At 61.7% G+C, this 13,545-nt stretch carries 14 protein-coding genes; 6 read left to right on the top strand and 8 right to left on the bottom strand.

The window, feature by feature from the left end; genetic code table 11:
• Position 1: 1 nt before the first annotated feature.
• Positions 2 to 1,039 carry an imelysin family protein gene (locus FQV27_RS07500; protein WP_147097235.1) on the bottom strand — a complete coding sequence of 346 codons (1,038 nt, stop codon included), beginning with the start codon at positions 1,037 to 1,039 and terminating at the stop codon, positions 2 to 4.
• A 222-nt stretch (positions 1,040 to 1,261) separates the two neighbouring features.
• Between FQV27_RS07500 and FQV27_RS07505 the strand changes: the two genes are divergently transcribed.
• Both FQV27_RS07505 and FQV27_RS07510 read left to right on the top strand, forming a co-directional pair.
• Complete coding sequence (locus FQV27_RS07505) at positions 1,262 to 1,744, top strand: hypothetical protein (protein WP_147097236.1); 483 nt, start codon at positions 1,262 to 1,264, stop codon at positions 1,742 to 1,744.
• A gap of 126 nt (positions 1,745 to 1,870) precedes the next feature.
• Positions 1,871 to 3,127 carry an MFS transporter gene (locus tag FQV27_RS07510; RefSeq protein ID WP_147097237.1) on the top strand — a complete coding sequence of 419 codons (1,257 nt, stop codon included), beginning with the start codon at positions 1,871 to 1,873 and terminating at the stop codon, positions 3,125 to 3,127.
• 7 nt (positions 3,128 to 3,134) lie between these two features.
• Here FQV27_RS07510 and FQV27_RS07515 read toward each other — a convergent pair whose 3' ends face one another.
• The 4 genes from FQV27_RS07515 to FQV27_RS07530 all read right to left on the bottom strand — a co-directional run bounded on the left by FQV27_RS07515 (position 3,135) and on the right by FQV27_RS07530 (position 6,662).
• Entirely contained in the window at positions 3,135 to 4,442 is a 1,308-nt protein-coding gene (locus FQV27_RS07515) for a TRAP transporter large permease (protein ID WP_147097238.1), read from the bottom strand.
• On the bottom strand, positions 4,439 to 4,972 hold the full coding sequence (locus FQV27_RS07520) for a TRAP transporter small permease (RefSeq protein ID WP_246133029.1): 534 nt from the start codon (positions 4,970 to 4,972) through the stop codon (positions 4,439 to 4,441). Before FQV27_RS07520 ends, FQV27_RS07515 begins: the two co-directional genes overlap by 4 nt.
• A complete protein-coding gene (locus FQV27_RS07525; RefSeq protein ID WP_186827249.1) occupies positions 4,969 to 5,940 on the bottom strand; it encodes a TRAP transporter substrate-binding protein in 972 nt (323 codons plus the stop codon). The genes FQV27_RS07520 and FQV27_RS07525 overlap by 4 nt, the downstream gene beginning before the upstream one ends.
• Positions 5,941 to 6,005: 65 nt before the next feature.
• The gene (locus FQV27_RS07530; protein WP_147097239.1) at positions 6,006 to 6,662 is read right to left on the bottom strand and encodes a DsbA family protein; all 657 of its coding nucleotides are present in this window, start codon (positions 6,660 to 6,662) and stop codon (positions 6,006 to 6,008) included.
• Between the two features lie 163 nt (positions 6,663 to 6,825).
• Here FQV27_RS07530 and FQV27_RS07535 point away from each other — a divergent pair, with 163 nt between their 5' ends.
• From FQV27_RS07535 to FQV27_RS07545, 3 genes are read left to right on the top strand one after another with little or no spacing between them, the layout of a single operon-like run.
• Complete coding sequence (locus FQV27_RS07535; protein WP_147097240.1) at positions 6,826 to 8,292, top strand: inorganic phosphate transporter; 1,467 nt, start codon at positions 6,826 to 6,828, stop codon at positions 8,290 to 8,292.
• Positions 8,293 to 8,295: 3 nt separating this feature from the next.
• The gene (locus FQV27_RS07540) at positions 8,296 to 8,868 is read left to right on the top strand and encodes a histidine phosphatase family protein (protein WP_147097241.1); all 573 of its coding nucleotides are present in this window, start codon (positions 8,296 to 8,298) and stop codon (positions 8,866 to 8,868) included.
• 38 nt (positions 8,869 to 8,906) lie between these two features.
• Positions 8,907 to 9,446 (top strand): YcxB family protein, encoded by a 540-nt coding sequence (locus FQV27_RS07545; protein WP_147097242.1) that lies wholly within the window; start codon positions 8,907 to 8,909, stop codon positions 9,444 to 9,446.
• A 94-nt stretch (positions 9,447 to 9,540) separates the two neighbouring features.
• Here FQV27_RS07545 and FQV27_RS07550 read toward each other — a convergent pair whose 3' ends face one another.
• The 3 genes from FQV27_RS07550 to FQV27_RS07560 form a co-directional block, all read right to left on the bottom strand.
• Positions 9,541 to 10,002, bottom strand: coding sequence for a tellurite resistance TerB family protein (locus tag FQV27_RS07550; RefSeq protein ID WP_147097243.1), 462 nt, complete (start codon positions 10,000 to 10,002; stop codon positions 9,541 to 9,543).
• A gap of 104 nt (positions 10,003 to 10,106) precedes the next feature.
• On the bottom strand, positions 10,107 to 11,012 hold the full coding sequence (gene ppk2, locus FQV27_RS07555) for a polyphosphate kinase 2 (protein ID WP_147097244.1): 906 nt from the start codon (positions 11,010 to 11,012) through the stop codon (positions 10,107 to 10,109).
• Between the two features lie 179 nt (positions 11,013 to 11,191).
• Positions 11,192 to 12,508 (bottom strand): methyl-accepting chemotaxis protein, encoded by a 1,317-nt coding sequence (locus tag FQV27_RS07560; RefSeq protein ID WP_147097245.1) that lies wholly within the window; start codon positions 12,506 to 12,508, stop codon positions 11,192 to 11,194.
• Between the two features lie 150 nt (positions 12,509 to 12,658).
• Between FQV27_RS07560 and FQV27_RS07565 the strand changes: the two genes are divergently transcribed.
• Entirely contained in the window at positions 12,659 to 13,489 is an 831-nt protein-coding gene (locus tag FQV27_RS07565) for a TIGR00282 family metallophosphoesterase (RefSeq protein ID WP_147097246.1), read from the top strand.
• Positions 13,490 to 13,545: the final 56 nt, after the last annotated feature.

The raw sequence follows: 13,545 nt of genomic DNA on the forward strand, positions 1-13,545 counted from the left end.
GTCAGCCCTTGATTTCGACCCCGTTCTTCGCGGCGGCTTGCAGGACCTGCGAAACGATGCGTTCGGCAATATCCTGCGCCTCGCTGCCAAGTGCGTCCGCCTCCTCGGCAGAGAACGTCTCGCCCGCGGCTTCACGCTCGCGGGTTTCAGAGACAAGCGCGATCAATTCGTCAAAATCGTTCGTGACGGCGGAATCGAGCGCGGCATCGCTGGTTGCGACGACCGGCGAAACGGCAGCGCTATACATCAGTTGGCAGCCACCCATGATGCCCAGCACGTCGATCAGCCGGCTTTGCGCGACGAAAGCCGCCTCGTCCCCGCCGAGAAATTGCGATTCCTTCCACTCGCCGAAATAGTCGCCGACCGTCGGCGTCATCGTCACAACTGCGGTAAATGCATCGTCGCGGTTCGGTTCCCAAGCAGCCATGTCGTCGCGCAGCGCCTTTGCCCACTTCACCATGCCCTGCGCCGCACCGAGGGCCAGATTGGCATCGAACAGAACCTCGCCCGGATCGGCGCTGCCATTGCCGTTCAGGTCCGCCTCGACCTTCACGTGGTCCTTGTCGGTTCCCCAGAAAAGCGGCTCGGTGATGGTGTGAAACAGGCTGCCTGGCTTTTCCAGAACGGTGCCGTCGGGCAGGGTCAGGTCGAATTCGGCGACGCCCTCTGCCTCGGTGCCGGGATTGCCCGCATCGAGGATCAGATCGTATTTCGCGGTCGAGGGGATACCCGCAACGATGCCTTCGATCGTCTCATACTGATTCGAGGCTGCAAGCCACTGCGCGCGCAGTGCCTGAACCGATTCGGCCAGCTTTTGCGGCTCTGCCGCCCATGCGGCTACGTAATCGCCACCATTCGCGTCGATCAGCGCGGCATAGTCCTCGGCGGCCGTCTGCATCTTCTCGGCCTCGACGATCAGCGCGTCGTTATGTTCAAGCGTAAAGGCTTTCACACTTTCAAGACCCTGCTCCTCGGTCGCGGCAAAGGCTGCGCCCGCAAAAACTACTGTCGTCATGGTCATGGCAATCTTCAGGCGCATCGGGGTCCCTTACATTTTGTGCTGCCCGGACAGGCGCATGCTGTCACAATCCGGGCGCGGTAAATTTTGGCTGTTAGATCATAACCGAGTGTTTCAGTCAACTTAGAGAAGTGGCGCGTGCGCGGTATTGCGATTGCAATTCAACTGAACGTTATGTTTCGGAATTCGGGTCAATGGCGTTATCTGGCAATCGAAACGCACACGAACCCGTCGGAGGGGAAGATGAATACTGGTTCAATTTTAACGATGACGGCGGTTCTTGCCTCGCTCGCCTTCACGCCGGCATTGGCTGATCCGGGCAAGGGTAACGGCAATGGCAAAGGCAACAAGCACCATAAAAGCGCTGGCGACAGCGGGCGGCACGGCGACGGCAAGCGCGTGAATTATGCCAAGGGCTGCCCGCCGGGACTGGCGAAGAAGGACCCGGCATGCGTCCCGCCGGGTCAGGCCAAGAAGTACAATCACGAGCGCGACCGTGATGGTGACCGCGACCATGTTCGCGATCACGACCGCGACCGCGATCACTATCGCACCGGCGACGTATTCCGGGTCGGCGACTATACCATCATCCGCGACCTCGACCGCTACGGGCTGGAGCGGCGCGACGACTGGCGCTATTACCGTGATGGCGATCGCGCCTATCGGGTGGACAGCAATACCCGGAAGGTTCTGGCGGTGGTCGAACTGATCGACGCGTTCAACTGATTTCCGCGACGGAAGGGCTTCGGCTCGGGCCGGCGTTGCCAAGGGGCGGCGCCGGCTTTTTCATGTGATTACATCTATTGACGTGCCCGCCGTGCAGGCAGATGGATATGCCCCGGGGGATAGACCATGCCACAAATCGCCGCTCATGCCGCCGAACGTTCCGAACGCACGACATGGTTCGTCCTTGCCGGCGTAAGCCTTTGTCACATGCTGAACGATGTGATGCAGTCGCTTCTGGCCGCGATCTATCCGCTTCTGAAGGCAGAGTTCGCGCTGCAATTCTGGCAGATCGGACTTTTGACCTTTGCCTTTCAGGGAACGGCGTCGCTTCTGCAGCCGGCTGTCGGGGCATTTACGGATCGCCGACCGATGCCCATGTCGCTGCCGGTTGGCATGGCCTCGTCCTTGTGCGGGCTGGTGGCGCTGGCGCTGGCGCAGGATTACGCGGTGCTGGTGGCGGGCGCGATGATGATCGGGGTCGGGTCTGCCGTGTTCCACCCCGAAGCGAGCCGGGTCGCGCGCATGGCATCGGGCGGGCGCTACGGCACGGCGCAAAGCTTCTTCCAGGTGGGCGGGAATGCCGGGACCGCACTTGGTCCGCTGCTTGCGGCCTTCATCGTGGTGCCGCAGGGGCGCGGGTCGATATTGTGGTTCACGCTGCTTGCGGCCCTCGGGATCATTATCCTCAGCCGCGTAGGCGTTTGGTACAGCAGCTATATGCGCGCCTCGGCGGGCCGTAAAATCGCTGTGACGCGCCACGGACTGTCGCCGGAGCGGGTGCGCATGGCGATTGTGGTTCTGGCGCTTCTGACATTCTCGAAGAATATCTACACCGCCTCGATCACCAGCTATTACACCTTCTTCCTGATCGAGAAGTTCGGGCTCACCCAGCAGCAATCCCAGCTCATGCTGTTCCTGTTTCTTGCGGCCATGGCGGTCGGCGTGGTGCTTGGCGGTCCGCTTGGCGACCGGTTCAGACCGCTGACGGTGATCTGGATCTCGGTTCTGGGGGCGCTGCCATTCACGCTGCTTCTGCCGCATGTCGGGCTTGTCGCGACCGGCATTCTGACCATCATCATCGGGATCGTCATTGCCTCGGCCTTTCCTGCCATCGTCGTGTTCGCGCAGGAGCTTGTGCCGGGTCGGGTGGGTCTGATCGCGGGCATCTTCTTTGGCTTCGCCTTCGGGATGGGGGGAATCGCTGCGGCGGTGCTGGGCGTCCTCGCCGACCAGAACGGGGTGGAGTTCGTCTATCGGCTTTGCGCGTGGATGCCGCTGATGGGGGTGCTGGCGATCTTCCTGCCACGCCGTGCCGCGATGACAGCCATCCCCGCCGCAGAGGCCCGCGCCGTTGCCACGACCGGGGATCAGCCCGAAATCTGATCCCGTCTCAGCCGCCCGCCCCGTGATTGCCGCCATAACCGCTGAGCGCGGGCAGCCAGGTCGAGAGCGCAGGCAGGAAGGTCAGCGCCAGAAGCACCAGCAGCGCCGCCAGAAAGAATGGCGGCAATTCCCGGATCAGTGCGCCGGGCCTTTGGTTCGTGGCCGCCGCGATGACGAAAATCAGCCCGCCGACAGGTGGTGTCAGCAACCCGAAGGTCAGGTTCACAATCACGATCATCGCGAAGTGGTTCGGCGCGATACCAAGCGCAAAGGCGATCGGTGCCAGGATGGGAACGAGGATCATGACGCCGGGAAGCGGGTCCATGAACATGCCGAAGATCAGCAAAAGCACGTTTACCGCCAGAAGAAACGCAACCGGCGGCAGGTTCTGCGCGATTACCCAGTCAGCAAGCTGTTGCGGCACGCCCTCGATAATCAGCACCCATGCGAAGGCGCGCGCCGATGCGAGGATCAGAAGAACCGAAACCGACATGATCGCCGCCCGCCGCGCTGCGCCCCACAGGTCACGCAAGCCCATGCTGCGATAGACAAGCGTGCTGACCAGCAGCGCATAGAACACCGCCATGACGGATGCCTCGGTCGGGGTCGTGAAACCGCTGCGGATGCCGCCGACGATCAGCGCGATCAGCAGAAGTGACGGGATAGCGTGGATGGTGTTGCGCAGCATTGTGGCGCGATCCGGCCTCGGCGCTGCGCTCAGATAGTTGCGCCTCCGGCTCATGATTCCGTTGACGGTGGCCATTGCGCCCGAGATCAGCAACCCCGGCAAAATCCCTGCCATGAAAAGCGAGCCGACCGAAACGTTCTGATCCTGCAGCGCATAGATGATCATGGTGATCGACGGCGGGATGATCGGCCCGACAACGGCACTGGAAATCGTCAGCGCCCCGGCATAGGCGCGGTCATATCCGCCCTTTTCCATCATCCGCGTCATCATTGCGCCCGGACCCGCCGCATCCGCAAGCGCAGACCCCGAAATGCCAGCGAACAGGGTCTGGCTGATGACGTTCGCATATCCCAGCCCGCCGCGCAGATGGCCGACGAACTGCGTCGCGAAGCGAAGCAATGACATGGAAATTGCGCCCGCCGACATGATCTCGGCAGCCAGTATGAAGAACGGGACAGCCAGAAGCGGAAAGCTGTCGAGCCCCGAAAACATCTCTTTCGGGATGACGATCAGGGGATATGCGCCGGTCAGGCTCAGCGCGGTGAATGCCGCAAGCCCAAGCGCGAAGGCGACCGGCACCCCGATGGCCAGAAACACGAGGAACGCGCCGACCATCAGCGCGATCATTGATGCGCCTCGGGTGTTGCAGGGTCGAAACCGTGACGCAGATAGCGCCGGGCGATCAGCAACAGGTGGATTCCCATCAGCGCAAATCCAACCGGCATCGCCGCATAGACCCACGACATCTTCATTCGCAGGGCAGCAGAAAGCTGGAACTGTGCCCGCATCATATAGTCCCAGCCAATGCGTATCATCACGGCGAAGAAGACCAGCAGCAGCACCAGTACGATCGCCCGCACGATGAATGCCGCGCGCGCGGGCAGCGCACCTTGCAGGCTGGAAAGCGCGACATGCGCACCCTCGCGAAGGGCAAGCCCTGCACCCAGAAAGACCAGCCATATCATCGTGTAACGCGCCACCTCATCGGCCCAGGGAAGCGAGCGGTCGGTTGCGAAGCGCAGGGTCACATTCCAGCCCACGACCACGGCCATCACGATCAGCGCCGCGACGATCAGCGCGGCGTTCAGGCCCAGGAAGATGCGCTCTGCCAGGGGCGGGGGACGACTGCCCCCCGCATCGCTTTCATCAATGCTCACTGCGTGGCAATGATGCTGTCCATCAGTTCCTTGCCGAACTGCGCCTGATATTCGACATAGACGTCGGCCAGCTTGTCCTGAAACGCCTTCTTGTCTTCGGGCGTCAGCTCGTTCACCTCCATCCCGCGCTCTTTCAGGGCGGCAACGCCTTCGGCCTCGACCGTATCGACATAGCCGCGCATCGCGGCAACGGCTGCATCGCCAGCCTTTTCGAACGCGGCCTTTTGCGTGTCATCAAGGCTGTCCCACAGTTTCTTTGATACCATCACAATCGCGGGCGAGTAGACATGCCCGTCAAGCGAGGCATATTTCTGAACCTCGTCCAGCTTGGCCGAGACAATGACCGACAGCGGATTTTCCTGCCCGTCGATCGCACCCTGTTCCAGCGCCGGGATCACTTCCGGCCATGCCATCGGGGTCGGTGCCGCGCCAAGCGCGGTGAATGCCTTCAGGTGGACCGGGTTCTCCATCGTGCGGATCTTCAGACCGGCCAGATCCTCGGGCTTGGCGACCGGGCCACGATTATTGGTGATATGGCGGAAACCCTGCTCTCCCCAGGCGAGCGCGTGGGTGCCGACATCGTCGAACTTGACCAGCATCTCGTCGCCGATCGGCCCGTCGAGCACAGCGCGCGCATGGGCGAGGTCGCGAAACAGGAAGGGCACATCGAACACGCCGACTTCGGGGACAAAATTCGACAATGTCCCGGACGAGGCGATGGTCGCGTCGACCGTGCCGATCTGAAGCCCCTCGATCACCTCGCGTTCGCCGCCGAGGCCCGATGACGGGAAATGCTTGACCGTGAATGCGTCGCCGAGTTCCGCCTTCAGCGCCTCGTCAAATGCTTTTGCGCCGGCACCGTAATGGCTGTCCTCTGCCAGTGCATAGCCCAGCTTGATTTCGGCTGCGGGCGCTGCCAGCGCGGTCGAGAAAAGCAGCGCCGCCGCCATTGCGAAGTGTTTGGTCATGATGTCCTCCCTTTTTCGACGACAGATTGGTCAGGAAGGGCGGATGCGTCAATGCCGATGCGGCATCAAAGCAGGTCTTTGCGCGCCTGCGCGACCAGCTTCTTCAGGTCAGAGAGGCCCAGCTTGCCGAACGCGGCCTCATGCCCCGCGATAAAGGTGGGGGTGCCGGTCAGCATCATGGTATCGGCCAGATCCATCGTCTCGTAAATCTGATCGAGGATCTCGCGCTTCTCCATATCGGTTTTCAGTTTCGGTATATCCAGGCCGGCCTGTCGCGCCGCGCGCATCACCGTCGCCTCTTCGGCGCGGCCCTTCATCGACATAAGGGCACTGTGCAGCTGCCAGTATTTGCCCTGCTTCAGCGATGCGAGCGACGCCTTCGCTGCAAAAAACGACCCGTCCCCGAAGACCGGCCATTCGCGAAAGACCACCCTCAGCTTAGGGTCTTCGCCGATCAGTCGCTGCACGTCTGTCATATTGCTGCGGCAGAACGGGCAATTATAGTCGAAGAACTCGGTAAGGGTGACGTCGCCGTCGGGATTGCCCAGAACCGGCAGGGCCGGGTTGCGTTCGATGATCCTGCGCAGTTCTTCGGGCATCGGGTTCGGATGCGGCGTCTGCGCTTTGCCAGATGCAGGCAGGACGAGACAGGCAGCGCCCGCCGCGCCTGCCGCAATCAACTCTCGCCTGTCCGGCCCGCTTCGCTTCGCCTGTTCCGACATCTGCACGCCCTTCCTTCCTTTCGATTTCCTTCGGCAAGGGTGGCGGGCTGGACTGCGATAGACAAGTGGGCGGCGCAAACGATGACGTGATGGGGCGCGAGTGTCGCGATTGTTCAACCGTCACATAACTGATACCGCAATGTCGCAAATCGACGGGGGCGACATGGCCGATTCTGACCTTAAATCCTGGAAAACGCTCAATAAGGACCTGGAGCGGATATCGACGCTGGAACAGGCGGTGGCCTATGTCTCGCGTCCGCTTGTCGCGCCGGGCATCGGGCTGGCCTTCATGGTGCTGGTCGGGCTGATCGTGGCGTCCTTCACGGGGATCGGTGCAACGACGGCAATCGTGATCGCGGCGGCCGTCGTCGGCGCCTATATGGCACTGAATATCGGCGCCAACGATGTCGCGAACAATATGGGTCCGGCGGTGGGCGCACGCGCCATGACCATCGGTTCGGCCCTCGTCGTCGCGGCCATCTGCGAAACCGCGGGTGCGTTGCTGGCGGGTGGCGATGTCGTCTCGACCGTGTCGCGCGGGATCATCGCACCCGAAAGCGTGGCGCAGCCCGGCGTGTTCATCTGGGCGATGTTTTCAGCGCTGCTGGCAGGCGCGCTGTGGATCAACCTTGCGACATGGATCGGCGCGCCGGTCTCGACCACGCATTCCATCGTTGGCGGGGTGATGGGCGCGGGCATTGCTGCCGCAGGTTTTGCGGCGGTGAACTGGCCGACCATGGGGGCGATTGTGGCAAGCTGGGTCATCTCGCCCCTGATGGGCGGCGTGATTGCGGCGGCATTTCTGGCCTTCATCAAGACGAAGATCATCTACACACCCGATATGATGGCGTCGGCCCGGCGGTGGGTGCCGGTGCTGATCGGCATCATGGCCGGCACCTTTGCGGCCTATCTGGCGCTGAAGGGGTTCAGCAAGCTGGTCAAGATCGGCCTTGGGCCCGCGCTTCTGCTTGGCCTCGTGATCGGCATCGTCACGACCTTCATCATGCGCCCCGTGATCGCGCGTCAAAGCGTGGGGCTGGAAAATCGCAAGAAGTCGCTGAAAGAGCTTTTTGCCATTCCGCTGGTCCTTTCGGCGGCGCTACTGTCCTTTGCGCATGGTGCAAACGACGTCGCGAATGCCGTGGGGCCGCTGGCCGCAATCGTCCATGCCGTGCAGGACGGTGCATCCGGCGACAAGGTGCAGATCCCGCTTTGGGTGATGCTGATCGGCGGCGTCGGCCTGTCTGTGGGGCTGCTACTGTTCGGCCCGAAGCTGATCAACATCGTCGGCAACGAGATCACCCGCCTGAATGCCATGCGTGCCTACTGTGTCGCGCTTTCGGCAGCATTTACGGTGATTATCGCATCATGGCTGGGGCTGCCGGTCAGTTCGACCCATATCGCTATCGGCGGCATCTTTGGCGTCGGCTTCTTCCGCGAATGGTATCACGAGCGCATGCTGGGTGAGCGGCGCATCGATACCGATTCCACAGCCGAACAGCGCCGCCGCCGCAAGGTCGTGCGCAGATCCCATTTCACCACGATTCTGGCCGCATGGCTGATTACCGTTCCTGCGGCTGCGGTCCTCTCGGCGGCGCTTTACTGGATCTTTACCAGCATGTGGCTGTGACAGATGCGCGACTGGCCCGATCTGTACCTGATGCGACATGGCCAGACCGAATGGAATGCAGTTGGTCGCATGCAGGGTCATCGTGACAGCCCGCTGACGGCTTTGGGCAGGGTGCAAGCGGCGAAGCAGGCAGACATCATGGCCCCCGTTCTGGCGTCGGCGGCGCCACCGGCGCTGTGCGCCAGCCCGCTGGGCCGCGCGGTCGCGACGGCCGAAATTGTCTTTGCCGGGCGACGCTTCGCAACCGATGAGCGCTTTCGCGAGATTTCTGTCGGCGAATTCGAAGGCCGGACCCGTGCAGAGCTGGAGGCCTGTTATCCCGCGCTTTTCGCGGAAAGCTGGCTGGGCTGGTATGATCGCGCACCGGGAGGAGAGCGTCTGTCGGACCTGCGTGGCCGCGTAACGGAGGCCCTGTCGGCACTGGCAGGACCGACGGCGATCGTCTGTCACGGGATTACCCTTCGGATGATCCGCCTTGTCGTTCTTGGCTGGCCCGACACCCGGCTGGAGGAGATGGAGGTGCGTCAGGGCGCGGTTCACCTGATGCGTGGCGGAAGGCACGAAATGCTTGTATAGACCGGGGATAGCCAGTCGCGCAGTTTACGGTATTCAGCATGCAACCCACCGATCTGGTCCGAAGCGCCGTCATCGAACTGACACCGCGCGATTTCCGGCTCGCGCATCGCCTGCGTGCGTTAAGCGGCTATCGTCGTGGCAAAACCCTTATCCGGCTTCTGCTCGTCTGGCTGTTCGCTATCGCTGTCTTCGGCGTGTCCGATTATCTCGACGGTGCGCGGGGCGCGAGGCTGTTGAATGGGCTGCTTCATGCCGCAGCGATCTACGGTCTGCTGATGGTCGGCGTTCTGCTGCTGATGTCATTCGTTCTGACGCCGCTGGTCATTCGTCGCCGCTTTCGTCAGGACAAGCTGGTCGGACTGCCCGCGCAGGTAAGCTGGAACGAGAAACGCTATAAGGTGGTCGCGCCGAATGCGCAAAGCGATGTGCAATGGACGGACTATAACAAGATCCTTTCGGACCGGCACAGCTTTCTGTTCTTTGTCTCGGATTACAGCTTTCAGATATTGCCAACGCGGTTTCTGACCGAGGCACAGATTGCCGATATCGACCGTATCACGGCCCGCTTTCGCGATTAGGTCGCTGTGCGGAATTGCGTTCGCCGGCGAAGCGATCTGATGAGCGTTGCGGGCTGAACATTCGCGCGGCTGGGGTCGCCGATGGTTTGCGCGTTCAGGCTTCGCCGACGCCCAGTTCGGACATGACACGCTGCCGGATCAGTCCCGAATCGCGGTCATTGATGCCAAGTAGGCCAGCAACCAGACGCACGAGCGATTCTTCGTCAGCAGAGCGCTTGCCGTCCGCATAGACGACCTCCCACAGGGCAGCAAGGACATCGCTCCGATCTTCCAGCGCGATCCGGTCCTTGATCAGTCTGGTGAAGCGGACGGTATCCGGGGCCTCAGCCTCGATCATCTCAGCAGCGGCGCGGCGCTCGGCAGCCTCGTTCGCATCAAGTCCCCTGCGGCGTGCAAGAATGCTGTCGATGCGCCGTTCTTCCTGCGCGGTATAGCGATCATCCGCGCGCGCGATGCGCACCAGCAAAGCCGCCAAGGCAACTTCGGCATCCTGACCGCGCAGAGGCGTGGCAGGTGCTTCCTGACTGAAGAGCCGAGACATGAGATTCCGAAACATCGCGCAATCATAAAGAAGCTGGCCGGAATAACAACAAGCAGCGGTCATCCGCGCGCCGATTCTCGCCTTCCGCGGCAGCGCGCGCTGCGACGCCGCTTCCGGGGTCAGTATTTTTGCGGCACATAGAGGTCACGCGGCAGGACATCGCGTTCGTAATCCGGGTTAAAGACGCGGTCTGGCAGGGCAATATCCTCGTGCGGGACCTCCGTATAGGGCATCAGCGACAGCAGGTGATCGATACAGTTCAGCCTGGCGCGGCGCTTGTCATTGCCGGGAACGATATACCACGGCGCTTCGGGGATATTGGTGCGCTCGAACATCTCTTCCTTTGCCTTGGTATAGGCTTCCCAGCGGACGCGGGCCTGCAGGTCCATCGGCGACAGCTTCCATTGCTTCATCGGGTCGTGAATGCGCATGAGAAAGCGCATCTGCTGTTCCTCATCCGTGATCGAGAACCAGTATTTCACCAGCCTGATGCCCGAGCGGACCAGCATTCTTTCAAATTCGGGAACGTCGTCAAAGAACTGCTGCACCTGATTTTCGGATGCGAAGCCCATCACCCGTTCGACGCCGGCACGATTATACCAGCTGCGGTCGAACAGCACGATTTCACCGCCGGCAGGAAGATGAGGCACATATCGCTGGAAATACCATTGCGTCTTTTCGCGGTCGGATGGGGCGGGCAGGGCGACGACGCGCGCCACGCGCGGGTTCAGGCGCTGTGTGATCCGCTTGATCGCGCCGCCCTTGCCCGCACTGTCGCGCCCCTCGAAGATCACCACGACCTTTTCCTTGTAGTGGCTGACCCAGTCCTGAAGCTTGATAAGTTCTGACTGGAGGCGAAGCAGTTCCTGGAAATAGCGCTTGCGATCAAGCTGATCGGGATGCGTGTCGCGATAGATCTGCTTGATCTCGCGACTGAGGACTGCGTCCTCAAGCTCCAGCTCATAGTCTTCGTCGAGCGAATCCTGCAGCTCTGCCTCGAGCCAGTCCTGTGCGTCGTCGTTCATATCGGTCTCCCTGCGGCCCTGCCGATATAAGCGCGGATTGTGACGATTTTACAGAGCAACGGGCCACGCTCGGGCCAGTGAGCTTCGAAAAGACGCGGCAACCGGCGTCGCGTCTGGCCGCTCAGGCAAAGCTGAAGGCGCGCGTTCAGCATGCCGGTGATGGCTGCGCGGCGATCACGTTATGCCACCTCGCGGCCTTCGCCTGGTCTGTGATTGCCTGCCGCCGTGGTTTCGAACCTGTCGAGAAGCTGGGTCAGGTTATTCACCTGCGATGCGAGCGAGCTTGCCGCAGCGGCATAGCTCTCGGACATTGACAGATTGGCCTGGTTGACGCTGTCGAGATGCGACAGCGCAGATGAAACCTCCTGCACGCCGGTTGCCTGCTCGGCCGTGGCGTGGGCGATGCCCGCGATATTGTCGACAACGCCACGAACTGCGGTCTGAATATTGGTCAGCGAATTCCCGGTCTGCCGAACCAGCGCTGCGCCAGACTGGACCTCTGCCTCGCTTTTTCCGATCAGTTCGGCAATACTTTGTGAGGCTTTTCCCGATTGCTGCGCGAGGTTGCGCACTTCTTGCGCGACGACCGCGAAGCCTCGGCCGACCTCTCCCGCACGCGCTGCCTCGACCGCTGCGTTGATCGACAGAAGATTGGTCTGAAACGCAAAATTCTCGATCACGCGGGTAAATTCACCCATGCTTTTCGTGTGCTGCTCGATACGCTCGATCGCCGCAACTGCGTTTGAAACCACCTCGTTGCCTTGCTTCACGACTTGCTCGGCTTCTTTTGCGGCGCCATTCGCATCCTGCGCGGCACCACTGGTCATCGCGGTATTGCCCGATATCTGCTCGACCGCCGCGGCCGTCTGTTCCAGCGACGCGGCCTGGCTTTCGCCGCGGCGCGCCAGATCCTCGGCCCCTTTCGCGATCTGCGAGGCTTCCTGACGGATCATCGCGGCGTTCAGACGGATTTCCTCGACCATTGCCGCGAAGTTCTCGATCGTGCGGTTCAGGCTTTCGCGTACATCGCGAAATTCCGGCGGCACATCCGCAGTCATACGGAAATGCAGTTTGCCTTTCGAAAGTTCGCCCAGACCTTCGATCAGGCTGGCCACCGCTGCTTTCTGCTCGGTGATGTCGGTCGCCATTTTCAACACACGCACAACCCTGCCTTCATGGTCGATCAGCGGCGCGTAGCAACCGTTTATCCAAAGTGTCTTGCCTGACCGCGCGATGCGTTCGAATTCGCCCGTGAAGGACGCGCCGGCACTGAGGTTGCGCCAGAAATCCGGATAGTCCGGGCTGTTCGCAACCTCGGGCCTGAGGAAGATCCGATGGTGCCGTCCGACGATTTCGTCGCGTCGGTACCCCATAAGATGAAGGAAATTGTCATTCGCATCGACGATCTTGCCGTCCGGTGTGAATTCGATGATCGCCTGCGCCATGCTAAGCGCCCTGACGCGATCGCTGTCACTCAATCGGGTTGATTCGGTCATCGCCGTCCTCGTTGCTGATCTGCGCAATCCTTAGGTCGAAAACCTTAAGAACTGTTTTATCGCCGCCGGTTTGGCCGTGCGCAGTTTTGCGTCGGCGATGGACTTTTGCGGGTTGCGGACGCTAAACAGCCTCACCTCAAGGAGATCTGGATGCGCATACTGTTTTTGGGCGACGTTATGGGCCGGTCAGGGCGCGCGGCAATTGCTGCGCATCTGGGCGACCTGAAGGCAGCGCTGCGTGCCGACTTCTGCGTCGTGAACGGCGAAAATGCATCCGGCGGGATGGGCCTGACGGGGGGACATGCGCAGCTTCTTCTGGATGCCGGTGCCGATGTGGTTACGCTTGGCGATCACGCATTCGATCAGCGCGACATGCTGGGTTTTATCGAGAAAGAGCCGCGTGTGCTGCGCCCCATCAACTTCGCCAAGGATGCACCGGGTCGCGGCGCTGGCGTGTTCGAGGCGACGCGCGGGCGCAAGGTTCTTGTCGCGCAGGTGCTTGGCAATGTGTTCATGAAGCGGGCCTATGACGATCCGTTTTCAGCGCTCGATGCGACATTGCGGGCGCATCCGCTGGGCGCAATGGCGCGTGTACAGGCAGCGCTGATAGATTTCCATGCCGAGGCAACATCAGAGAAGATGGGCGCAGGGCATTTTTGCGATGGAAAGGCCAGCATCGTCGTCGGGACGCACACCCATGTGCCGACCGGCGATGCGCAGATTCTGCCGCGCGGCACGGGCTATCTGACGGACGCCGGAATGTGCGGGGATTATGACAGCATCATCGGTATGGAAAAGGCCGAGCCGATGCGCCGCTTCGTCACCGGCATGAGCCGCGAGCGCTTCACCCCGGCGCAGGGCGATGCAACGCTTTCGGGGGTTCTGGTCGAAACCGACGACCAGACCGGCCTCGCGCGCGCCATATGGCCGATCCGTCAGGGTGGCAGGCTTGCGCCTGCGCTGCCGGCCGAGCCCGCCTGAGCTATAGCCTGCCCTTGCGCAGGCTGCGCGGATCAGCCAAAGATGCCCCGGATCGG

It is taken from the genome of Paracoccus aurantiacus (assembly GCF_007993065.1).
Lineage (GTDB): Bacteria > Pseudomonadota > Alphaproteobacteria > Rhodobacterales > Rhodobacteraceae > Paracoccus > Paracoccus aurantiacus.